Source organism: Planomonospora sp. ID67723 (assembly GCF_015711605.1).
In the GTDB taxonomy this organism is placed as follows: domain Bacteria; phylum Actinomycetota; class Actinomycetes; order Streptosporangiales; family Streptosporangiaceae; genus Planomonospora_A.
In genome coordinates this window covers 963,263-985,219 of the sequence record NZ_JABTEZ010000003.1, presented here as the reverse complement: position 1 = coordinate 985,219, position 21,957 = coordinate 963,263, and the positions used below count along the sequence as shown (strand labels likewise).

The 21,957-nt window shown below is 71.1% G+C and carries 19 protein-coding genes and 4 tRNA genes; 11 read left to right on the top strand and 12 right to left on the bottom strand.

The window, feature by feature from the left end; translation table 11 throughout:
* The first annotated feature begins 12 nt into the window (after positions 1-12).
* Both HS041_RS26000 and HS041_RS25995 read left to right on the top strand, forming a co-directional pair.
* Positions 13-351 carry a polyhydroxyalkanoate synthesis regulator DNA-binding domain-containing protein gene (locus HS041_RS26000; RefSeq protein WP_196443403.1) on the top strand — a complete coding sequence of 113 codons (339 nt, stop codon included), beginning with the start codon at positions 13-15 and terminating at the stop codon, positions 349-351.
* Positions 348-1,868 (top strand): ABC1 kinase family protein, encoded by a 1,521-nt coding sequence (locus HS041_RS25995; protein WP_196443402.1) that lies wholly within the window; start codon positions 348-350, stop codon positions 1,866-1,868. The genes HS041_RS26000 and HS041_RS25995 overlap by 4 nt, the downstream gene beginning before the upstream one ends.
* A 42-nt stretch (positions 1,869-1,910) precedes the next feature.
* Here HS041_RS25995 and HS041_RS25990 read toward each other — a convergent pair whose 3' ends face one another.
* The 4 genes from HS041_RS25990 to HS041_RS25975 form a co-directional block, all read right to left on the bottom strand.
* On the bottom strand, positions 1,911-3,020 hold the full coding sequence (locus HS041_RS25990; protein ID WP_196443401.1) for a terpene synthase family protein: 1,110 nt from the start codon (positions 3,018-3,020) through the stop codon (positions 1,911-1,913).
* A gap of 125 nt (positions 3,021-3,145) precedes the next feature.
* Positions 3,146-4,252 (bottom strand): polyprenyl synthetase family protein, encoded by a 1,107-nt coding sequence (locus HS041_RS25985; RefSeq protein ID WP_196443400.1) that lies wholly within the window; start codon positions 4,250-4,252, stop codon positions 3,146-3,148.
* Positions 4,253-4,653: 401 nt separating this feature from the next.
* Positions 4,654-6,210, bottom strand: a complete 1,557-nt coding sequence (locus tag HS041_RS25980; RefSeq protein WP_196443399.1) for an FG-GAP repeat protein — start codon at positions 6,208-6,210, stop codon at positions 4,654-4,656.
* 206 nt (positions 6,211-6,416) lie between these two features.
* Positions 6,417-6,866 (bottom strand): MarR family winged helix-turn-helix transcriptional regulator, encoded by a 450-nt coding sequence (locus HS041_RS25975; RefSeq protein WP_196443398.1) that lies wholly within the window; start codon positions 6,864-6,866, stop codon positions 6,417-6,419.
* 88 nt (positions 6,867-6,954) lie between these two features.
* On the opposite strand from HS041_RS25975, the gene HS041_RS25970 reads away from it, so the two are divergent.
* On the top strand, positions 6,955-7,602 hold the full coding sequence (locus HS041_RS25970) for a maleylpyruvate isomerase family mycothiol-dependent enzyme (protein WP_196443397.1): 648 nt from the start codon (positions 6,955-6,957) through the stop codon (positions 7,600-7,602).
* 210 nt (positions 7,603-7,812) lie between these two features.
* Positions 7,813-8,817 carry an NAD(P)-dependent alcohol dehydrogenase gene (locus HS041_RS25965; RefSeq protein ID WP_196443396.1) on the top strand — a complete coding sequence of 335 codons (1,005 nt, stop codon included), beginning with the start codon at positions 7,813-7,815 and terminating at the stop codon, positions 8,815-8,817.
* A 91-nt stretch (positions 8,818-8,908) separates the two neighbouring features.
* Here HS041_RS25965 and HS041_RS25960 read toward each other — a convergent pair whose 3' ends face one another.
* The 3 genes from HS041_RS25960 to HS041_RS25950 form a co-directional block, all read right to left on the bottom strand.
* The gene (locus tag HS041_RS25960; RefSeq protein WP_196443395.1) at positions 8,909-10,195 is read right to left on the bottom strand and encodes an RNA polymerase sigma factor; all 1,287 of its coding nucleotides are present in this window, start codon (positions 10,193-10,195) and stop codon (positions 8,909-8,911) included.
* Positions 10,196-10,220: 25 nt separating this feature from the next.
* Entirely contained in the window at positions 10,221-10,640 is a 420-nt protein-coding gene (locus tag HS041_RS25955; RefSeq protein ID WP_196443394.1) for a YciI family protein, read from the bottom strand.
* A gap of 455 nt (positions 10,641-11,095) precedes the next feature.
* A tRNA-Val gene (locus HS041_RS25950) sits at positions 11,096-11,167 on the bottom strand.
* Positions 11,168-11,638: 471 nt separating this feature from the next.
* Here HS041_RS25950 and HS041_RS25945 point away from each other — a divergent pair.
* Positions 11,639-12,055, top strand: coding sequence for an SsgA family sporulation/cell division regulator (locus HS041_RS25945; protein WP_184948568.1), 417 nt, complete (start codon positions 11,639-11,641; stop codon positions 12,053-12,055).
* A gap of 12 nt (positions 12,056-12,067) precedes the next feature.
* Here the strand turns inward: HS041_RS25945 and HS041_RS25940 are convergent, their stop codons facing one another.
* On the bottom strand, positions 12,068-12,664 hold the full coding sequence (locus HS041_RS25940; protein WP_230879606.1) for a DUF305 domain-containing protein: 597 nt from the start codon (positions 12,662-12,664) through the stop codon (positions 12,068-12,070).
* Between the two features lie 91 nt (positions 12,665-12,755).
* Between HS041_RS25940 and HS041_RS25935 the strand changes: the two genes are divergently transcribed.
* A complete protein-coding gene (locus HS041_RS25935; RefSeq protein WP_307845471.1) occupies positions 12,756-14,138 on the top strand; it encodes an LVIVD repeat-containing protein in 1,383 nt (460 codons plus the stop codon).
* A 74-nt stretch (positions 14,139-14,212) separates the two neighbouring features.
* Here the strand turns inward: HS041_RS25935 and HS041_RS25930 are convergent, their stop codons facing one another.
* Genes HS041_RS25930 through HS041_RS25920 form a run of 3 tightly spaced genes read right to left on the bottom strand, consistent with a single transcriptional unit; the run spans position 14,213 to position 17,019 of the window.
* Positions 14,213-15,043: an aminotransferase class IV gene (locus HS041_RS25930; RefSeq protein WP_196443392.1), complete on the bottom strand. Its 831-nt coding sequence runs from the start codon at positions 15,041-15,043 to the stop codon at positions 14,213-14,215.
* Between the two features lie 21 nt (positions 15,044-15,064).
* Complete coding sequence (locus HS041_RS25925; RefSeq protein ID WP_196443391.1) at positions 15,065-16,060, bottom strand: chorismate-binding protein; 996 nt, start codon at positions 16,058-16,060, stop codon at positions 15,065-15,067.
* Between the two features lie 20 nt (positions 16,061-16,080).
* Positions 16,081-17,019: a LysR family transcriptional regulator gene (locus HS041_RS25920; protein WP_230879605.1), complete on the bottom strand. Its 939-nt coding sequence runs from the start codon at positions 17,017-17,019 to the stop codon at positions 16,081-16,083.
* A gap of 59 nt (positions 17,020-17,078) precedes the next feature.
* Here HS041_RS25920 and HS041_RS25915 point away from each other — a divergent pair, with 59 nt between their 5' ends.
* Positions 17,079-18,311, top strand: a complete 1,233-nt coding sequence (locus HS041_RS25915; protein WP_196443389.1) for an NAD(P)-binding domain-containing protein — start codon at positions 17,079-17,081, stop codon at positions 18,309-18,311.
* 46 nt (positions 18,312-18,357) lie between these two features.
* On the opposite strand, the gene hutH is transcribed toward HS041_RS25915, so the two are convergent.
* Positions 18,358-19,905, bottom strand: a complete 1,548-nt coding sequence (gene hutH, locus HS041_RS25910) for a histidine ammonia-lyase (protein WP_196443388.1) — start codon at positions 19,903-19,905, stop codon at positions 18,358-18,360.
* A 154-nt stretch (positions 19,906-20,059) separates the two neighbouring features.
* On the opposite strand from hutH, the gene HS041_RS25905 reads away from it, so the two are divergent.
* From HS041_RS25905 to HS041_RS40170, 4 genes are all read left to right on the top strand, one after another.
* Positions 20,060-20,131 (top strand) — tRNA-Gly (locus HS041_RS25905).
* Between the two features lie 25 nt (positions 20,132-20,156).
* A tRNA-Cys gene (locus HS041_RS25900) sits at positions 20,157-20,227 on the top strand.
* 13 nt (positions 20,228-20,240) lie between these two features.
* Positions 20,241-20,315 (top strand) — tRNA-Val (locus tag HS041_RS25895).
* 154 nt (positions 20,316-20,469) lie between these two features.
* Positions 20,470-21,918 (top strand): GGDEF domain-containing protein, encoded by a 1,449-nt coding sequence (locus HS041_RS40170; protein ID WP_196443387.1) that lies wholly within the window; start codon positions 20,470-20,472, stop codon positions 21,916-21,918.
* Positions 21,919-21,957: the final 39 nt, after the last annotated feature.

Genomic DNA, 21,957 nt, shown 5'->3' with positions numbered 1-21,957 from the left:
GGAAGGCCGGGGATGACCGGCGGACTTCCCCCGGGTGACCGGGGGCGACGGCCCAGACGGTTGCGCCTGAAGGCCGACGGGCGGCTCTACGACCTCGACGAGCACCGTCACATCGGTCTGGACGAGCTGTGTGACGACGTGCGGTCCGGGCGGTCTTTCCGGGCGCACCGGCAGCACACCGGGGCGGAGTGCACCAACGAGGTGCTGGTCGAAGTCCTGCGCAGCACGCTGCCGCGTTGTGCGCAGGCGGCCCCGGACGCCCTGGCCCGCGTGCTGGACCGGCCGCCGCAGACGGCGGCCGACCCGGTCGGCCGCCGTCACACCACCCTCCGAATCCGGGGAGACGCATGAGTTCCAGGCGGTTGCTCACCGTGACCGGAGTGCTCGCCGAACTCGCCGGCGCCGGAGCGGCCAGGGCGCTGTCGGGACGGGGGCGGCGCAAGACCGGTGACCATGACGATCCGGTCGCCGCGCAGGCCGTCCGGCAGGCGCTGGAGCGCCTGGGCCCTTTCTACGTCAAGGCCGGGCAGATGCTGTCGACGCGTCCGGACATCGTCTCTCCGGCCACCATGGCCGAGCTGGCGAAGCTGCACGACCACGTGTCCGTGGCCCCCTTCTCGATCTTCGAGCCGGTGCTGGCCGCCGAGCTGGGACCCGGCTGGGAACGCCGCTTCGACAGGATCGAGCATGCGCGGCCCCTCGGGTCCGCCTCGCTCGCCCAGGCCTACAAGGTGGTCCTGCCCGGGGGCGGCAGCGCGGTTCTCAAGATTCAAAGACCCGACATCCGCTCGATCGTGCTCGACGACATGGCGATGATGCGCAAGGCCGCCCGCCTCGTCGCCAGGTGCTTTCCCGACTTCAACGCCGTCATCGACGTCGAGTCCATGCTCAACGTCATCTTCGACGCCATGGAGGCCGAGCTCGACTTCACCGTCGAGGCCGCCAACATGAACCGGGCCCGGAGACTGGTCGAGGAGTTCGAGTATCTCGACGTGCCGGAGGTGATCTGGGCGACACCCAAGGTGCTGGTGCAAAGCCTGGCACCGGGCCGGTCCATCCGGGAGGTCGACAGGCAGTCGCTCCCCGAGAAGCAGCGGGTCGGCATCGGCCGCGATCTGCTGGCGTTCATGTACCGCGGCTACTTCGTGGACCGGTTCTTCCACGCCGATCCGCACCCCGGCAACATCCTGGTCGCACCGGGCGAGAAGGCCCATCTGATCGACTGGGGCATGGTCGGACGGGTCGACCGGCGCATGAGCATGACGATGATGACGGTCCTGCTGAGCCTGGCGCACAACGACGGCCCCGGCCTCGCCCGCGCCTGGGTGGAGCTGGGCAAGGCCACCCCCTGGGCGGACATCGCCGGCTTCGCCGGTGACATGGCCATCCTGGTTCCCAAGATCGCGACCGCGTCACTGGAGGACCTCGACTTCGGCGTCACCCTGACGTCGGTGCTGAAGTACTCCACCCGCCGCGGCATCCAGACCAGCCCGGTGGTGTCCCTGCTGGGCAAGTCGTTCGCCAACATCGAGGGGTCGGTCCGGTACCTGGCACCGGAGCTGGCTCTCACCGAGGTCTTCGAAGAGGAACTGCGCGACATCCTCATCCGCCTGGCCGCGGAGTCCGTCTCGGAGATCCAGGCCGCTCGCACGGCGATGGACCTGATGATCGGCAACACGCTGGCGCCCGAGCAGTTTCGCGGGCTGATCCGGGACATGGCCAACCGGGACTTCACCGTACGCATCGGCTCCCTGCGCGCCAGGGGCGCACGGCGTGGCGACACCAAGGGACTGCTCGCCGCCGCGATCGCCGTCGGCGGCCTGCTGTGGTGGTCGCGGCGGAAGAACGTTCCGCCGGGCGGCCTCTGACCCGCCTCCGGCACGGCGGACACCACCCGCGACGCGCCGGGGTCACAGCTCGGGGTCCCACCACCAGGCCACGGTGGGCAGGGTCAGCGGCCTGTCGTCCAAGGGGCCTTCGGCCCAGGTGATGGGGGTGTCCCCGGGCTCGTCCGGGGTGAACCCGCGGCTGAGGTACCGGGGGACGCGCAGGCCCCATTCGGCGTTGCCCCGGATGCCGTGGGCGAGCCCGTCGACATAGCAGCCGGCGGCGGTGCTCAGCCGGGGCCGCACGGTCTCCCGCAACCGCAGGAACCGGCACAGGACGCGATCACGCAAGCGCGCGGCCTCGTGCATGGCCTCGGCGAGGGAGCCGGCGTGCCGGTGCAGCAGCACGGTGTAGACGTTCTGGCCGGTCTGCCGGCGGCTCAGCTCCTTGGTCAGCGAGTGACGGTCGTTGTCCAGCGCCGCGGTCAGGATGGCCATCTCGGTCAGCGCGCGCAACGCGGGGCCGTCCATCTCCGCGGCCGGGACCTCCATTCCGTTGGCGATCTCCAGCATCGCGAAGGTCGGCTCCCCGCCTGCCGAGTGCAGACGCATGGTGATGTAGTCCTCCAGGGAGGGCATGGTGCCCGTCGCCTGGTTGGCGATCTGCCAGGTCACGCCCGCCAGCCAGGCACGGTGCGCGGCGACGAACCGGTGGAACTGCACGGGGGTGGCCGTACGGCGGAAGCGCGTCGCGATGTCGTGAAGGGCCCGGGCGTACGCGTCGTCCGCCGCGTCGGGGCAGGGGCGTTCCAGCGCCCGCTGCACGCGTGCGGCCATGGGGACGAACTCGGCGAGATGGTGGCTGAAGTGCCCGCTGTCACAACGGGCGTCGTCGAAGGCGAACCCCCAGTACACCCACAGGACGGCGGCGAGCAGCCCGTCTTCACCGGCGTGCGGGGCGAACCGGGCGTAGAAGTCGGCGCTCTTGGTCGCGATCACCCAGGCCCGCTCACTCGGGTCGGCGCAGAAGCCGGCCTCGTCGACCCAGGCGACGGCGCGCTGCTCGACGCGCTGGGCGGCGGGGTTGACCGCCGGGTCGATCGGGCAGAACAGCGGCGGCGGCTGGAGGTCGGCCATGACACGGGCCGCCTCCGCGGGCGGCAGGGGCGCGGGGGTGCTGGCCTCATAGGGCATAGAGGTCTCCTGGTGGTGAAGCGGTGTGTCGTGCGAGCGTGACGTGCCGGGACGCCGTCGGCGCGGCGGGCTCGAGGCCTCCGCCCGGGCCTGCCGGTGGTCGCAGGCGTCCCCGGACGGTCATGTCAGCGGTCCCGGTGGACGACGAGCCGGGCCAGGGTCCGAAGGTCCGCCGCGGCCTCCGGAGCCGGATCGGCCCGTCCGAGACACTCCAGAGCGGTCTCCATATGGTGGCGGGCCTGCTCCTGTGCCCAGCGCCGGGCGCCGGAGGCGTCGACGAGCTGCGCGGCCCGTGCCAGGGCCTGCGCGTCCAGGGTGCCTTTCTGTTCGTACAGCCGCGCCAGGCGCGCACCGGCCGGTGTCCGTGAGGTCAGCGCGGCCACCACCGGAAGGCTTTTCTTGCGCGCCGCCAGATCGCTGTGCACGGGTTTGCCCGTGATCCCGGGATCTCCCCAGATGCCGAGCAGATCGTCGACCAGCTGGAAGGCCAGGCCCAGATGCTCGCCGAACTCACGCAGCCGGGCCGCGCGAGCCGGATCGGCGCCGCCGGCCAGCGCCCCCAGCTCGCAGGCGCAGCCCATCAGTGCACCGGTCTTGCCCGCCACCATGGTCATGCATTCGGCGATGGTGACATCGCTGCGCCCTTCGAACACCAGGTCGGCGTTCTGCCCGCCGCACAACCTCAGCAGCGCCGTGGTCAGCACCTTCGCGCCGGCCCCGGCGTCGGCCAGCATGTCCAGGGCCAGAGTGACCAGGGTGTCGCCGGTCAGGACGGCGCTGCCGGTCCCGAACACCGCCCAGGCGGCCGGGCGGTGCCTCCGGATCGGGTCACCGTCCATCACGTCGTCGTGCAGGAGTGAGAAGTCGTGTACCAGCTCCACCGCCACCGCCGCCGGAATCGCCGCGCGCACCGCCCCGGCCTCCGGTCCGGCCCGATCGGGCCGGCCGGCGCCATCGGCGATCGCCCGCGCGCACGCCAGGACCAGTGCCGGGCGGACCGTTTTCCCGGTGTCGGCGCAGGGCCGCCCGTCGGCGTCCCACCAGCCGGCGTGGTATCCGGTGATGTGCCGTATCTCATCGGGCAGTCGTTCCACCGCCGCCCGGTGAGCCGGTTCGGTGATCGCCCGGGCCTCGGCCAGGATCTCACCGGCCGACCGGCCGCCGGGCGCCGAGCCGACGCTCACCTGGAGTTCGGTCAGGAACCCGGTCGTGCTGTCGTGGCCGGTCGCCATGCCACCACTCCTCTCGTCGGCGGGAAACGGGTACGGGCCGCAGCCGTCACGGGTCCGGGCGGCGGGGAGGCCGGCGGCCCGTGCGGGGCTGAGCTCGTGACGGGAACGGTTGAGGTGGCGGGTGGTGCGGAGTGCGGCTGCCGGCCTCACCGGAACGGGCCACCTCCGCTCGGCGTCGGCAGGGCAGGAGCGGGGATCCGGCTGTGCCCGAGCCCCGTTGCTTCACTCAAAGTAATTTGATAACTACTGTGAGTCAACAACCCGCAAAGGATCCGGTCACCGCCACGACGCGAAGCTCCGGAGGCCCGGTGAACCGGCTCCGTGCTGCAGAGTGGCGCGTCCCGGATCCGGGACGCGCCACAGGGTGGCCGGGCCTTCTCTCGATGCCCCGGCGCGGGAGCTCAGCGCAGGACGGCACCGAATTGGCCGCCCGCCTGGGGGGTGGCCGGACGCTGGATCGTCAGGCTGGAGTCGGGATCGAGCCCCCCGAAGGAGAAGATCGGGCCCTTGCCGTACACGACGTTGACCTGGCCGTGGTCGGCGCCCGCCGCGCCCGAGACGTTCTCGCCCGGCACCCCGGCCGCCAGGTCGGCCTCGCCGTTGTCGTCGTAGTCGCCCGCGGCCAGGCCCGCGCCGAACCGGTCGCCCTGCTCGGCGTTGGCGCCGATCGATATCTGCACGAAGAACTGCTGGTGGTCGACCCCGAGGGCCGGATCGTCAGGCGAGTTGGGCCCGTCGTTCTCGCCGTACAGGACGTTCACCCCGCCGACGTCGGACCGGTTGTCGACCTCGCGGTCCTCCTCGGGCACGCCGATGGCCAGGTCGTCCTGGTTGTCGCCGTTGAAGTCGCCGGCCGCCAGCACCGCGCCGAAGCGGTCGCCCGGGTCGGAGGTCTCGGAGACACCCGCCGAGCTCTGGCTCCACAGCTGGGTGCGAGCCGTGCCCAGGCCCCCGGCGGTGCCGTACACGACGTGGACCACGCCCGATCCGCCGGTCTCCCCCGGAGCGCCGATGACCAGGTCGTCGGGGCCCCCGTCGAAGTCACCGACCGCCAGCGCGGCGCCGAAGGCGTCCTCGGGCTCCCGCCCGCCGGGCAGCGCGCCCTGGGCCCACAGCTGATCGTCGGCTCCGGTCAGCGGAACGGGACTGGCGCCGTAGAAGACGTTCACCTCGCCGCCGGGGTCGACGCTGTTCTGCTGGTCGGCCGGGACGCCCACGGCCAGGTCGTCGAAACTGTCACCGTCGAAGTTGCCCATCGCGACGGCGGCGCCGAACCGGTCCCCGGCGGCCGCGACGCCCTCGACCAGGCTTTCGTCCTGGTGCAGCCGGCGCGCGCCGGACAGCACGCCGCCCTCGAAGTGGAGCACGTCGACCGCGCCGGCGTCGACCACGGCGAGGTCCTCGCCCGGACCGCCCACGGCCAGATCCGAACCGGACCGGCCGGCCCTCCCGACCGCGAGCGCCGCTCCCCACTGATCCCCCGCCTCGACCTCGGCAAGGCCCAGCTGCGCGCCCACCGGGTCCAGCGTGATCGCGGTGCTGGCGTTGAGCAGGACACCCGTGCCGCCGGTCAGGATATGGATCACGCCGGAGTCGGCCTGGTCTCCGGCGATCTCGTCATCGTCCTCGCCGGGAACGCCGATCACCAGCTCCGACCCGGCTCCGAACAGGAAGTCCCCTACGGCGATGGCGGCGCCGAGACGATCCGCCGGCTCGGCGTTGCCGCCGAGGTTGCCGGAGTTCTGGGTGATCGTCTGGACACCGCCCGAGGCGGGGCCGTCCGGCCCGCCGTAGAAGATCCGTACGACTCCGGCGTCCTGGACGCCGCCCACGTCCTCCAGCGGGGAAGCGACGACGAGATCGTCGAACCCGTCGGCGTTGAAGTCCCCGATGCCCCGGGCGGCGTCGGCGACGGCCGGAGCGTGGACGGTGAGCACTGATACGGCGACGAGCGCCACCCCTGCGAGTGCAGACGTACATCGGACAGAGAACATGTGAGCCTCCGACGGTGGATGGGCCCGGGCCCCCGTCCGATGGGATCAGGGGCTCGCGCCCGCTTCCACGTCCTTGTCCTCATATCCGGTGTGCGGAAATCCCTTGCGCAAGCCGGCCCGCGCAAGGCGCCGGCCCGTCCGTGCGCCTGACGGCCGGGCGGCGCCGGCCGTCACCGGTAAGGATCGGTTATCTCACGCAGGCGGATGAGAGCGCGGCGGAGGTGGGCGGCGTCCCGCTTGCCGAGATGTCGTGTCCACTCGGCCTCGACCTCGGCCTCGACCGCCTTGGCGACCGCGACGGCCGCCTCGCCCCGGGGAGCGATCCGCACCAGCCGGGCCCGTGCGTCGGCCGGGTCCGGCACCCGCTCCACGTAGCCGGCGCGCTCGAGCTGGTCGACGAGGAAGCCGGCCGTCTGCTTGCTGATCCTGGCCTGCTCGGCCAGGTCGGTCACCCGCGTGCCCTCCGGGCCGATCCGCTGGAAGACCCTGCTCTGCGCGAGGGTGACGTCGTCGAAGCCGGCCGCGGCCACGGCCTCCATGACCCGGGCCTCCATCGCCCGATAGGGGAAGAAACAGAGGAGGCCGAGGTTCAGCCGGTCCTGAGGTGAGTCCTCGCTCATCCGAACCCTCTTGACGATGGACAGATTATCGAACTAAATTAGTACTATTATCGTACCAGATTGCGGACGGCTACGGCGGGAGGCCGAGATGGACCGCGATGAGGTGTGGCAAGCGATCGACCACGAGAGGTCCGGCCTCGCGGACCTCTTCGACGATCTGTCCGAGCAGGAGTGGGAGACCGCGTCCCTGTGCGCAGGCTGGCGGGTGCGCGACGTCGCGGCCCACCTGACACTCGCCCAGACACGCGTGCTGACGGGGGCATACTGGCTGCTGAAGGCCAGGGGAGACATAAACCGCATGATCCACGACAGCGCCGTACGGCAGGCCGGGCTGCCCGTGCGGCACTACGGCGCGCTGCTGCGGGGCATGGCGGGATCGCGGAGGAAGGCCCCCGGCGTGACCCACCTCGAACCGCTCATCGACGCCCTCGTGCACGGGCAGGACATCGCGATCCCGCTCGGGCGGGACCGGCCCATGCCGGTGCGGGCGGCGGCCGCCGCCGCGACCCGCGTCTGGACCACGAAGTGGCCCCTCCGGATGTGGCCGCGGCTGGACGGACTCGAACTCGCCGCCACCGACTGCCCCTGGTCCGCGGGGCGGGGCCGACGGGTCGAGGGGCCCATCTCGGCGATCCTGCTCTCACTGACCGGCAGGACGGTCGCCCTGTCGCGACTGACCGGCCCCGGAGCGGCAGAACTGCAGGCCCGGCTCTCCCCTGCCACCGGTCGGGGGTGACGGTCCGCGATGGCCGGACCAGAGGCGCGGGGTACGGCCCCGGCGGTACGGCGCGGCCAGCGGAAAGATCCACCAAATCGATGGTTTCGACCGTTTTTAAGATAAATAACCGGTTTGTGGATATTTATGTATAGGGAACCGGTTCCTGCACCTTCAGAGGGAACCCCTTCCCTCCGTTCGGCGTTGAACCCATGAAGCAGTGGAAGCGGAATGGGGCCGGAACCCTCGCCGGTCGAGCAGGGAGATGCACGGATGAAAGCGGTTTTATTCACTCGGTACGGTTCTCCGGATGTTCTCGGGATCCAGGAGGTGCCGAAGCCCGCTCCCGGAGACAAGGAAGTGCTGATAAAGGTGCATGCGACGTCGGTGACGTCGGCGGAGTGCGCGATGCGGAGGGGGGAGCCGCGATGGGGCAGGATCATCCTCGGTCTCAGGAGGCCCAGAAAGAGGATGAGAACACTCGGGCTCGAGATGGCCGGGGAGATCGAATCGGTGGGAAAAGACGTACGGCGCTTCAAGAAAGGTGACCAGGTTTTCGGGTTCGCCGGTTTCAACGTCGGCGCCTGCGCCGAGTACAAATGCATGCCGGAAAAAGGGTCGCTGGCGTTGAAGCCCGCCAACAGCACCTACGAGGAGGCCGCCGCAGCGGTCGACGGGGCGTCGACGGCGTTGTTCTTCCTCAAGGACAAGGCGAACATCCAGAGCGGGCAGAGAGTCCTCATCAACGGCGCCTCGGGAAGCATAGGCACCTATGCGGTGCAGCTCGCCAAGTACTTCGGGGCGGAGGTCACCGGGGTGTGCAGCACCGGGAACATGGAGCTGGTCAGGTCCCTGGGGGCCGACAAGGTGATCGACTACACCAAGGAGGACTTCACCAAAAACGGCGAGACATACGACATAATTTTCGACACGGTGACCAAGAGCTCGTTCTCGCAGTGCAGGGGGTCTCTGAAGAAGAACGGGTGCTACCTTCCGACGACGGGCCTGAAGAACCACTTCCTGATGTTGTGGACCTCGATGGCGGGCGGCAAGAGGGTGATGGCCGGGATGTCGGTCGACAAGAACGAAGCGCTGCTCTTCCTCAAGGGACTCATCGAAGCGGACGGGTTGAAAATCATCATAGACAGGCGCTATCCGCTGGAGCAGGCCGCCGAGGCCCACCGCTATGTGGAATCAGGACACAAGCGCGGGAATGTGGTGATAACCGTGGAGTGAGACGGTGGAGGTCACGAGCACCTGCCACACGAGAGGGAGGCTCGACGTCTTTTCCGCCGGAGCCGCCCCTGCTGCGATGCTCACCTCACGGTCAGCCGAGATCAGCGAGCTTGCGCTCCAGCACCGCCCGCTCACGCTTGTTGCCGCACAAACGTACGGCGAGCTCCAACTCGGCGCGTGCCTCGCCGGTCCGGCCCAGGCGGGTGAGCAACTCCCCGCGGACGCCCGGCAGCAGGTGCGAGCCCGCCAGCGCCTCGGTGGCCGTCAGCTCGTCCACGATCGACAGCGCCGCAGCCGGCCCCCTGGCCATGGAGAGCGCCACCGCCCGGTTGAGATCGACCACAGGTGAGGGCGCGAGCCGGCCGAGCGCCTCGTAGATGAGCACGACGCGCTCCCAGTCCGTCGCGTCGACCGATGGCGCGACGGCGTGGCACTCGGCGATCGCGGCCTGCAGGCCGTAGGCGCCCAGACCTCGGCCGGCCCGCTCGGCACGGGCCAGGGCGGCCCGTCCCCGGCGGATCGCGGCGCGGTCCCAGCGGCGGCGGTCCTGGTGCTCCAGAAGCACCGGCTCGCCGTCCGGTCCGGTGCGGGCGGGAAAACGCGCCGCGGTCAGCTCCAGCAGGGCCAGCAGGCCGTGCACCTCGGGCTCGTCCGGCACCAGCCGGGCCAGCACCCGCGCCAGGCGCTGCGCCTCGCTCGCCAGGTCGAGCCGGATCAGGTCGTCACCGGAGCTGGCCGAGGACCCCTCGGTGAAGATCAGATAGATCACGCTGAGCACCGCGCCGAGCCGCTCGGCCCGCTCCCGGGCCGGCGGCACCGCGAACGGCACCCGGGCCGCCCCGAGGATCTTCTTTGCCCGGGTGATCCGGGCCTGCACGGTGGCGGTCGGGACGAGGAACGCCCGGGCGATCTCGTCGCTCGTCAGACCGCCGACCACCCGCAGGGTGAGCGCCACCCGCGCCTCCCTCGACAGGACGGGATGGCAGGAGACGAACATCAACGCGAGCATGTCGTCGTCGATCTGGTCCGGATCCCACAGCACGTCCCCGGCGTCCCGGACCGGATCGGCGGGTACGCTCCCCGAGGCGATGCCCCCCTCGCCCAGGTCGCGCGCGAGCACCGTGTACCTGTCATCGAGGGCGGAGCGCCGGCGGAAGGCATCGATCGCCCGGCGCCGGCCGACGGTGAGCAACCAGCCCGCGGGATGGCGGGGCACCCCCTCGCGCGGCCAGGTCACCAGGGCCTCGGCCAGCGCCTCCTGGGCGAGGTCCTCGGCCAGCGCGAAGTCGCCGGTGTAGCGGGCGAGCGCACCGACGATCCGCGCGGACTCGATCCGCCAGACGGCGGCGACGGCCTCACGGCCGGTGGGGTCTGCCATCCTCTGTCAGTTCCTGTCGATCCGCTCAGAGCTGACCGGTGGCCTCGCGCCACGCCCGCTCCTTCTGAACCCACTCGTTGTTCTGCGGGAACTCGTCGATCGTGGTGACCCGGCGGATCTCGGCCTTGAAGCCCGCGCCGGTGATCGGCGAGCGCTTGGCCCACTCGACGGCCTCCTCCTTGGAGGTCACGTTGAGGATGTAGAACCCGCCGAACAGCTCCTTGGTCTCGCCGTACGGGCCGTCGGTGACCACGGGCGGCTCGGAGGAGTAGTCGACGACCACGCCCTCGGCCGCGTCGGCGAGTCCCTCCGCGGCGACCAGGACACCGGCCCGGATCAGCTCGTCGTTGTACTTTCCGACGGTCTCGAGCATCTCGTCGAAGTCGACGCCCGCCATCTTCTCGAAGGCCTCGTCGGTGGCGCGCCAGATCAGCATGTACTTCATGGTTTCCGTCTCCCTGGATCGTCCGGGCCCTTCCAGCCCTTCTCATGCATAGGTCGAACGGGCGGTGCCGCGGATCGACACGACCGCCGAACTTTTTCCGAGGATCTCAGGCAGCGTACGGCGCGCCGTACGCGGATCGGAGACGCCCCCGCCCGTCGCGCGGACCTCGGGCGGAAACGCCTCGGCCGGGCCCCGCGACCGGGGTGCGTCCGCCACGACGGTGAAGGGCGCCCGCCGGTCACCGAGGCCGTGTACCGGCACCAGCTCAAGCCGGGTGATCACGAAAGGTGCCCACACCGTGAACACCGTCTTCGGCGACAGCCGGCGGGCGGAGTCCGAGTGAGACGGCTCCCCGATGGCTTCCGTCGACGTTCAGAGGAATCGACGTCCAGAGGAAACAGAAGAGCCCGCCGGTTGATGTCAACCGACAGGCTCTGACCTGCGTCTCACATGTGTGGGCGATACTGGGATCGAACCAGTGACCTCTTCGGTGTGAACGAAGCGCTCTCCCGCTGAGCTAATCGCCCGCCCTGTCCGGCTCCTTCGCGGTGCCGACGTGGAAAACCATACAGCAATCCGGGACCGCTCGCGAAGCGGAGCCCGCGAAGGCGCGATCATGGGGTGGTGGCGACGCGGTGCGACGCGATCGGGGGCAAAGGGGCAGTGATGTGCCCGATGGGACGCTACGGTGTCATAGCATCATCCTGATACGAAGAAGTACCGTACGACCGTGGCTAGACCTCTATCACCCGAGACGCCCCGGCTGGGGAGTCGACCGTGATGGAAACGATGCGCAAAACCCTCGTAAATACGACCCCGTTGATGACGTTTAGCCAGGTAGGTGCCAAAATGTCGCGCTGTGATGTGCGTTACAGAAGGGCCTGGAGGCGGAATCTCTCCTACAGGTCTCTTCGTTCCGCCTCATAGGGCGGACGAGGTCCGACCAGAGCACTGAAAGCCCCGAAGAGGGGACCGACGACGAAAAGGTTTGGCTGACGATGAACAGCACCACCGTCTCTGCCGAGCTGGGCCTTCGGCTTGTGGTCCCCGACCGTACCACCGTCCCCCTGCTCGCCGGACTCAGCTATACGGCCGATGATCCGTACGCGATCAGGATGGCCTTCCACGTGGGCAACGACGAGCCGGTCGAGTGGATCTTCGCCCGTGAGCTGCTGACCGTCGGCATCGTGCGACGGGTCGGCGACGGAGACGTCCAGGTATGGCCGGCCCGCGCCGACGGCGAACGGACCCTGCACATCAGCCTCACCTCACCGTTCGGGCAGGCCCTGTTCGAGGTGCCGCTCGCCCCGCTCACCGAGTTCCTGCACCGGACCTACGAGCTGGTCCCCGCAGGCCGGGAGACCGACTTCATGGACCTCGACTCCGAGCTGAGCAACATGCTCTGGAGTTCCTGACCCCTCTCCCGGCTAACGTTCGAGGATCTCCCGCATCCGGGAGATCTCGATGTTCTGCCCGGAGACGACGTCGGCGGCCGTGGCGCGCATGGCCCGGTCGGTGCCCTCCCGCAGTTCCTCGGCGGCCATCGTCAGCGCCGCCTCGTGATGGGCGATCATCAGGGTCAGGAAGAGCTCGTCGAAGGCGGCGCCCCGGGCGGTCCTGAGACGGTTCATCTGCTCCTGGCTCACCGTGTGGTCCTCGTGCTCCCCGGGAGCGCGGCCGACCGACTCCAGCCACGAGGTCATGGCGGCGATCTCGGGCCGCTGCGCCGCGGTGATCCGCTCGGCGAGCTTCCGCACCGTCTCCGAGGACGACCGTTCCGGGACCAGCGCCGCCATCTCCAGCGCCTGCCGATGGTGCGGGATCATGCCTTCGGCGAAGCGCACGTCCGCCGCGCTCACCCGCGCCTCCGGCTCGCCGAGCCGCTCGCCGGGTGTGGCCGTACGACCGGGGTCTCCGGGGTCACCGGGGATGACGACCGGCGCGCCGGTGCCCGCCACCAGCGGCGCCCCTTCCTCGGGCCCCGATTCCGAGCACCCCGACAGGACCGCCGCCAGCAAGATCATGACAAGAGTGCCACCCGACCGATACATACCCCGCATAACATCAATAATGATGTAAAACAATCCAAGCGATGGGGGCAATGTGCGATCAACCGTGGCATTCGCGCTGGCGGCGATGCTCGTAGTGGCAGGCTGCGGCGCGGATCCCGAGTCCTCGGATCCCGCGCCCCCGCCGTCCGCGGCGAGTTCCGGCGCGCCTTCCGGCTCGTCGGTGGAACGCTCCGGCGAGGTCCTGCACAGCGCCAACGTCACTCATGTGGCCAACGTGCCGCCGCGGGCCCCGCTCAACGGGCCGCAGGACTGGGGCACCGACCTGGCGTTCCAGGGCGACCACGCGTACGTGGGCAACTTCGGCGGCTTCAGCGTGTTCGACATCTCCGACCCGGCCAAGCCGGCCGTGGTCAGCCAGGTGCTCTGTCCCGGCGAGCAGAACGACGTCTCGGTGACCGGGAACCTGCTGTTCCTCTCCGTGGACCGGCCGCGCGGTGGCCCCGGTTGCGACGACGGCGAGTCGGACGGCGAGGGCGGCTGGGAGGGCATCCGGATCTTCGACATCACCGACAAGGCCCGTCCGAAGTTCGTCTCGGCGGTCAGCACCCCCTGCGGCTCGCACACCCACACCCTCGTGCCGGGCGAGGACCCGCAGACGGTCTATCTCTACGTCTCCGCCCCCGGACCCGAGGGGACGCCGACCTGCCCCGACCCGCACAACATCTTCTCGATCGTCGAGGTGCCCACCGGGAACCCCGCGGCGGCCAAGGTCGCCGCCAACCCGGTGATCTCCGGAGGCCCGGGCGGCACGGTGGACATCGGCGGCCAGAGCATCGGCGGCTGCCACGACATCACGGCCTACCCGGAGAAGAACCTGGCCGCCGCGGCCTGCTTCGGCGACGGCATCCTGCTGGACATCACCGACCGGGTGAACCCCAAAGTGCTCCAGCACGTGAGCGACAGGGAGAACTTCTCCATCTGGCACTCGGCCACCTTCAACAACGACGGCACCAAGGTGGTCTTCGGGGACGAGCTGGGCGGCGGCATGTCCGCCACCTGCGACCGCGGCACCCCGAGGACCAAGGGCGCGAGCGCCGTCTACGACCTCTCCGGCGACCGCACCCTGACGCTCCGCGGCTACTTCAAGATCCCCAGGGAGCAGCAGCAGGGCGAGAACTGCGTCGCCCACAACGGCTCGCTGCTGCCGGTCCCCGGCAAGGACATCATGGTCCAGTCGTGGTACCAGGGCGGGGTGTCGGTCTGGGACTTCACCGACTCCGCCAACCCCCGGGAGGTCGGCTTCTTCGAGCGCGGCCCGGTCGAGGGACTCGCCGGCTCCTGGTCGGCCTACTACTACAACGGCCACATCTATTCCAGTGACATCACCAAGGGCCTGGACGTGCTCCGGATCGACGACCCGCTCACCGACCCGGCCAAGAGCGCCAAGATGACGGAGCTCAACGCCCAGACCCAGACCGCCTACTGAGACCTCCGGCTGGGGCGGCCGCCCCGCGGTCCGGGTTCCCGTACGGCCCGCGCCGTACGGGAACCCGGCGCCGATCACGGGTCGAGGTCGGCGCCGGAACGCTCGGCGAAGACCCGCATCGCCTTGGCGGTGACCGGGCCGGGCGCGACCGGGAGCACGGTCCCGCTGACCGCGCGGATCGGCTGGACGTCGCGCGTGGTCGAGGTCAGGAACGCCTCCTCGGCCTCGTGGAGGGCCTCCAGCGGCACGTCCTCCTCGGTTCCGCCGCACCACTCCAGGACGAGCGCCCGGGTGACCCCGGCCAGGCAGCCGGAGTCGAGGGTGGGGGTGACCAGGCGGCCGTCGCGCACGATGAAGACGTTGCTGCCGGTGCCCTCGCAGAGGTTCCCCGCCGTGTTGCCGAAGATCGCCTCGCCGCCGCCGCGGGCCTTGGCGTAGAAGAGGGCCTTGGCGTTGTCGCCGTAGGAGGTGCTCTTCACCCCCGACAGCGCGCCGCGCTCGTTGCGCGGCCAGGGCACCACGGTGACGTCGGCGGTGGCGGGGAACGGCTTCTGCTCACCGACGATGATCACGGTGGTGGTGCCCTGGTCCCCGCGGTCGGAGCCGAGCGGGCCGGGACCGCTGGTGTAGGTGATGCGGATCCGGCCGAGCGGCCAGGAGGGGGCTCCGGCGAGGCAGGCCCGGACCCCCTCGGCGATGGCGTCGGTGTCGGGCTCGGGCAGCTCCATCCGCCGGGCGGAGAGCCGGAGCCTGTCCAGGTGCCGGGTCAGGGCGAACGAGGCGCCGTTCACGCATTTGATCGTCTCGAAGACGCCGTCGCCGACCATGAGGCCGTGGTCGAACACCGAGACGACGGCCTTCGCCGGATCGATCAGTTCCCCGTTGACCCATACGGGTGTGTTCATCAGATCTCCTTGTCGGGTCTTCTACGGAGTGGAGGCGAGCGCGATGAGCCGGGACGCCTTCAGCTCGGTCTCCCGCCACTCGCGCCGCGGGTCGCTCCCCCAGGTGATGCCCGCGCCCGTGCCGAAGTGGATCTCACCGGCGGAGAGCCAGAAGGTGCGGATCCCCACAGCCAGCGACGCCCGGTCCCGGTCGGCGTCGACCCAGCCCACAGCACCACAGTAGGGCCCCCGGGGCTCGGGCTCGAGCTCATTGATGATGCGTAGAGCGGAATATTTCGGTGCACCGGTCACCGAACCCGGAGGGAATGTCGCGGAGAACAGCTCCTGCCATCCGAACTCCGGCGCGAGCCGGGCCCGGACCGTGGAGACCAGGTGCACCAGGCCGGGGTGCTCCTCGACCTCGCACAGCGCCGGGACGCTCACCGAGCCCACGGCTGCGACCCGGCCCAGGTCGTTGCGGACCAGGTCGACGATCATCACGTTCTCGGCGTAGTCCTTCTCCAGCAGGTCTTCGACGGTGACGGCGGTCCCCTTGATCGGACGGGACTCGATCACGTCGCCCTCCCGGGACAGGTAGAGCTCCGGTGAGGCCGAGACCACGCTCAGGCCGGGCAGGCTCACCGTGGCGGCGTGCGGGGCGGGGTTGCCCTCCGCCAGCCGTACGGCCAGCGCCGCCGGATCCGGGTCCCCGGGCAGCGGCGCGGTGAGCACCCGGCACAGGTTGGCCTGGTAGACGTCGCCGCGCTCGATGTGCTCGCGGATGCGTCGCACCCCGGCCTCGTAGGCGGCCCGGTCCAGCGAACTCCGCCACGCCGACGGGTGCGGGCCGTACCAGGGAGCGCGCGGCGCGGGCAGCGGGGCGGGGCGGACGTCGGCGAACCGGGCGCAGGTGACCTTGCCCTCGTAGTCGACCACGACGGCCCACCACCCCCGGCCGTCCAGCGCGGACAGGTCGGTGGTGACGTCGAGGAGCCGGGTGGCCAGGCGGCCTCCGACATGGGCGAAGGAGTCGTGCACCCTCCTATTGTCCCGCCTGCCTATCGTCCCGGTTGTCCGCCCGCCGCTCCGGCCGGAGCTGCCGGCACCGCCTCCGCCAGGAAGCGCACGAACGCGCGGGCCGCAGGCAGGGGCGCCCGCGGGAGCGCGGCGGAGACCGTACGGCGCGGCGCGAACTCGCCCAGCGAGCGGAGGGCGATGCCGTCCGGCACGGCCCATGCGGCGAGGGCGGGCACCAGCGTGATCCCGAGCCCCGCCGCCACGAAGCCGAACTTCCCGGTCCACTCGGCGATCCTCACGGTCGCGCGAGGGGTGAACCCCGCCCGGGCGCAGGCGTCGCCGAGCATGGTCCGCCGGCCGGGCGGGGCCGCCTCCAGCCAGGTCTCCTCCCGCAGCTCGCGCAGGTCGACGCCGTCGCCCGCCGCCAGCGGGTGGTCGCCGGGCAGCGCCACGAGCAGCTCGTCCCCGGCCAGCTCGATCATCTCGACCTCGTCGTCGTACGGCAGGCCCGACGGGTAGTCGCTGACCACCGCGACGTCCAGGCCGCCCTCCCGCATCCGGCGCAGCAGGCCACCGCTGGGCGCCTCGACCGGGACGGTCTCGACGTCGGGGAACTCCCGGCGGAAGGCGCGCAGGGCGCCGGGCACCAGGGCGACGTTGGCGGTGGCGAACGCGCCCAGGCGGAGCCTGCCCCGGTAGCCGCCGTGGATTCCGGCCAGCTCGTCGGAGGCTTTGGCCAGATGGTTGAGGACGATCCGGGCGTGCCGGTGGAGCAGCTCTCCGGCGGGCGTCAGCCGTACGCCGCGGGCCAGGCGCGCGAACAGCGGGCCGCCCGCCCGGCGCTCCAGGGAGGCGATGCGCCGGGAGACCGCGGACTGGGTGTAGCCGAGTTCGGCGGCGGCCGCGGTGAACGAGCCGGTCCTGGCGACCGCGTCCAGCAGCCGCAGGGCGTCGGTGTCGAACACATTCCTCCTTCGCATGGGTCGCATGAAAGATAGTCGCTGGTGGAATGCCTCGCATATCCCTAACGTCGTGGAACGTGATTGCTTTTCTTGGCCTGGGACGCATGGGCGCCCCGATGGCCCGGCGACTCGTGGAGGCCGGGCACAAGGTGACGGTGTGGAACCGCACGCCGCGCGTGGTCGAGGGGGCCGCGTCCGCGGCCTCCCCCGCCGAGGCGGTGGCCGAGGCGGAGCTGGTCGTCACGATGCTCAGTGATCCGGCGGCGGTGCTGCGGGTGATGGCGGACGCCGTGCCCGGACTGCGCGCCGGAACGATCGTGGCCGAGATGTCCACGATCGGGCCCGGGGCGGTGGCCGGGCTCCGCGACCGGCTCCCGCCGGGGGTCGGGCTGGTGGACGCGCCGGTGCTGGGCAGCGTGGGACCGGCCCGGGACGGCACTCTGACGGTCCTCGCCGGCGGCCTGCCGGAGGATCTGGCCCGCTGCCGGGAGGTGCTCGAGGTCTTCGGCGAGGTGCGGGAGGTCGGCGGGCCGGGCGCGGGGGCGGCGATGAAGCTGGCCGTGATGAGCGTGCTGGTGCCCGCGCAGGTGCTGCTGGCCGAGGCGGTCGCGTACGGCGGGGCCACCGGGGTGGATCCCGGGGCGCTGCTGGACGTGCTGGGCGCCACCCCGCTCGGAGCACTCGCCGGACGGATCCGCCCGGTGGTGGAGCGCGGGGCCTTCGAGCGGCGGTACGGCCTCGGCCTGGCGGCCAAGGATCTGGCGCTGGCCGCGCACCCGGTGCAGACGCTCGCCGCGGCGGCCGGGGAGCGGCTGGCCGCCGCGGTCTCCTCCGGGCTGGGCGGCGAGGATCTGACGGCCGTGTTCGGGCACATCGGGCGCGCCGTGGGGGAGGCCGGTGGGGCGGCTCCCCGGGGCGGGGTGGAGAAGGTCAATCCCGCCTCGGTCCCGGCGACCAACGGGCTCTACTCCCACGCCACCCGGAGCGGGAGCCTGCTGTCCGTCTCCGGGCAGGTGGCGCTGGACGCCGAGGGGAGGGTGCTGGGCGAGGACGACATGACGGCCCAGTCCGAGCACGTCATGGAGTCCCTCGCGCGCATCCTCGCCGACCAGGGCTGCACGTTCGACGACGTGACGCACATCCGGACGTTCCTCACCGACATGTCGCGCCTGCCGGAGTACGGGGCCGTCCGGCGACGCTTCATCACCGGCGAACCTCCGGCCAGCACGACGGTGGAGGTGTCCCGGCTGTTCCGGCCGGGACTGCTGATCGAGGTGGAGGTGACGGCGGTCGTCCCCGGAGGCCGGTGATCGGACCGCCGGCCCGGGAGCGGACCCGCCCCCGGTGCCGCCGGGCTCAGGACAGCGGGCCGGTGACCGACTCCGCCGCGGCGACCACGGAGCCGTCGGCCACGAGGCGGACCACCGAGTCGATCTCCGGCGCGAGGAAGCGGTCCGGGCCGGGGCCGGGCACGTTCTGGCGCAGGAGGCCCACCACGGCCCCGGTCGCGGGCGCGGGCTCGTGCGGCGCGCGCAGGTCGAGCGCGCGGGCCGCGGTGAGGACCTCCACCGCGAGGACCCGGGTCAGCCCTTCCACCGCGCGGCGCAGCTTGCGCGCGGCCGACCAGCCCATGGAGACGTGGTCCTCCTGCATGGCGGAGCTCGGGATGGAGTCCACGCTCGCGGGCGCGGCCAGGCGCTTGAGCTCGGAGACGATCGCGGCCTGGGTGTACTGAGCGATCATGTGGCCGGAGTCCACGCCGGGGTCGTCGGCGAGGAAGGCGGGCAGGCCGTGGTTGCGGGCCACGTCGAGCATGCGGTCGGTGCGGCGCTCGGAGATGCTCGCCAGGTCGGCGACGGCGATGGCCAGGAAGTCCAGCACGTAGCCCACCGGGGCGCCGTGGAAGTTGCCGTTGGACTCCACCCGGCCGTCGGCCAGGACCACCGGATTGTCGATCGCGGAGGCGAGCTCGCGCCCGGCGACGGTGGCGGCGTGCGCGAGGGTGTCGCGCGCGGCGCCGGCGACCTGCGGGGCGCAGCGCAGCGAGTAGGCGTCCTGGACGCGGGTGCAGGTGCCGTCCCGGTGGCTGGCCATGATGCCCGAGTCCGCCAGCAGCGCGCGGAGGTTGGCGGCGCTGGCGGCCTGGCCCGGATGCGGGCGCAACGCCTGCAGGTCCGCGGCGAAGACCCGGTCGGTGCCGAGCAGCGCCTCCACGCTCATGGCGGCGCCGACGTCGGCGGTCTTGAGCAGCCGGGTCAGGTCGTCCATCGCCAGGACCAGCATGCCGAGCATGCCGTCGGTGCCGTTGATGAGCGCCAGGCCCTCCTTCGCGGCCAGCTCGACCGGCTCGATGCCCGCCTGCTTGAGCGCCTCGGCCGCGCCCGTCAGGTTGCCGGCGGCGTCGCGGACGACCCCCTCCCCCATGATCGTGAGAGCCACGTGGGAGAGCGGGGCGAGGTCGCCGGAGCAGCCCAGGCTGCCGTACTCGTGCACGACCGGGGTGATGTGGGCGTTGAGCAGGTCCTGGAGCACCTTGGCGGTCTTCGGCCGCACGCCGGTGTGGCCGGTGGCCAGGGTGTGCAGGCGCAGCAACATCAGCGCGCGGGTCACCTCGGCCTCCACCTCGGGTCCCGACCCGGCGGCGTGCGAGCGGACCAGGGAGCGCTGGAGCTGGGCGCGCAGCGCGGGCGCGATGTGCCGGGTGGCCAGCGCGCCGAATCCGGTGGACACCCCGTAGGCCGGGGTAGGACTCTCGGCGAGCTCGTCGACACGGGTGCGGGCGGCGGCCATGGCGGCCACGGCGTCATCGGTGAGGCGTACGGCGGCGCCGTGCCTGGCCACCGCGACGACCTCGTCGAAGGTCAGCGGATCGGGCCCGATGTTCACGACCACGTTGTCGCGCATGGTGTCACTCTCTCGCACTAGATGTAACCGGTGCTAGCCATGCTAGCCCCTTACATTCCGCGCGCCGGACGACTCCCGCCGCAATTCCGGTTTGGGGAGTCGCCAGGTATTCGCTAGAGTTCTCTGCGTGAGACCGGCCCGACCGGAAACACACGCGGAAGTGGCTCAGTGGTAGAGCATCACCTTGCCAAGGTGAGGGTCGCGGGTTCGAATCCCGTCTTCCGCTCGAAAGAGGCCCTCGGGTCTTGCTCGGTGGAGTGGCCGAGAGGCGAGGCAACGGCCTGCAAAGCCGTGTACACGGGTTCAAATCCCGTCTCCACCTCTGGTCTTCGCACGGACGATTAGCTCAGCGGGAGAGCGCTTCCCTGACACGGAAGAGGTCACAGGTTCAATCCCTGTATCGTCCACCAGTTTCACCTGATGAGAGGCCGGCTCCCGATCGAGGGAGGCCGGCCTCCGCTCGTTCCCCCGGTCCAGCCCGGCCACCCTCCGGCCGTGGAGCCGCCGCCGGATCCGCCCTCCCCGGTTCTCTCAAGAGTCCCTCCGCCCTGCCGATGGGGCGGCGTGGACGGTCTCCGGGCGCGGCATGTCTACCCCCTCGGCGGAGTGATCGCCCTGGGGGTCTTCATGCTGCTCCCGGACGTCATCTGGCGGGACGCGCTGTACGTCCTGATCGGGCTGTCCAGCGTCGTGGCCGCGATCTGGGCGGCCGTCCGCTTCGGCCGCGTGACCGGCGTCGTCTGGGCGTTGATGGGCTTCGGCCAGCTCGCCGCCGTCCTCGGCGACACCTTGTGGCTCCACTACAAGCACATCGCCCTGACCGATCCCTTCCCTTCTCCGGCCGACCTGTTCTATCTGCTGGAGTATCCGCTCGTCACCACCGCCCTCGTCGTGCTCGCCCGGCACCGCCGCTCCCCCGCCGACCGGGAGGCCGTGCTGGACGGCGCCATCTTCGTCGTCGGCCTGGCCCTGCCGTACTGGGTGCTTCTGATCGAGCCGAACATCGGCGGTTACGACTCCGCCTTCGAGCAGACGATCGCGCTGGGCTACCCGCTCGCCGATATGGTGCTGCTGGCCGGACTCGTCCGGGTGCTGACCGTCTCGGGTGCGCGGACACCCGCCTTCCGCCTGCTCACCGCCGCCCTGGTACTGCTCCTCGTCGCCGACGTGATCTTCATCTCGACCGAGGGCGAGGAGATCCTGGGCCTGCCCCTGGGCGATCTGCCCTTCCTGATGTCCTACCTGGTCTGGGGCTCGGCGGCGCTGCACCCGTCGGCGGCCGACCTGCTGCGGACCGCGCCCGAGGCGGTCCCGTCCTTCACCACGCGCCGGCTGCTCACGCTGACGGCGGTGGTCCTGCTCGCCCCCGGCACGCTGGCCGTACAGCTTCTGTTCGGGTTCGAGCTGAGCGCCTGGGCCGTCACGCTCACCTCCGCCCTGCTCTTCATCCTGGTGGTCGCCCGGATGGCCGGGCTGCTGAGGCGGATGCAGGACCAGGCCCACCGCCTCGACGAGATCGCCCGCACCGACATGCTGACCGGCCTGCCCAACCGCCGCACTCTGGACGCCCAGATCGTCCGCGAGTACGAACGCTCCGCGCACACCGGCATGCCGCTCTGCCTCGCGATGATGGACCTCGACCGCTTCAAGCTGTTCAACGACACCTACGGCCACCAGGCCGGCGACCGCCTGCTGATCGGCGCCGCCACCGCCTGGAGCCTGGCGCTCACCGCCGACGACATGCTGGCCCGCTACGGCGGCGAGGAGTTCGTGCTGCTGATGCCCGGCCGCGACCTCGACGCCGCCGAGCACCTGCTCTCCGCCCTGCGCCTGGTCACCCCCCGGCGCCAGACCTTCTCCGCCGGCCTGGCGCTGTGGGACGGCGCGGAGAGCCCGCTGGAACTGCTGCACCGCGCCGACATCGCCCTGTACGAGGCCAAGCAGAACGGCCGGGACCGGGTGGCCCGGGCCGGCCCCTCTCCTTCCAGACCGGCGCCTTCGGCGAGCACGTAGCAATCCGGCCGGCGGCCGTACGGCACCCGCGCGCGGCCG